Origin of the sequence: Streptomyces sp. HSW2009, from assembly GCF_040240285.1 — a bacterium.
Classification (GTDB): domain Bacteria; phylum Actinomycetota; class Actinomycetes; order Streptomycetales; family Streptomycetaceae; genus Streptomyces.
The window spans coordinates 1-259 of the sequence record NZ_JBEHZD010001264.1; the positions used below are offsets into that span (position 1 = coordinate 1).

Here is a 259-nt window from a genome sequence, read left to right on the forward strand (position 1 = left end):
GTAGACAGCTGCCGCGTGCACGAGCCCGGCCACCGCGTGTTTGGACGTCTGGTACGGCAGCAGGTCCGCCGAACCGGTATGTCCGGCAATGGATGCCGTGACCGCGATCGATCCGCGTATGTCCAGGCGGCGGTAGAGCCGGAACGCGGCCCGCAGACCGAGGAACTGCCCCCGCACGTTGACGGCCATGACACGCTCGAAGTCGTCGACGGTCAGATCGGGGAGTTCGGCGAAACTGCCGAAGATGCCCGCGTTGAGG

At 66.8% G+C, this 259-nt stretch carries 1 protein-coding gene; it reads right to left on the reverse strand.

From position 1 onward, the window contains the following. Positions 1–259 (reverse strand): SDR family NAD(P)-dependent oxidoreductase (locus AAHZ94_RS35400; RefSeq protein WP_349997725.1); only part of this gene is annotated, 259 nt, incomplete at both ends.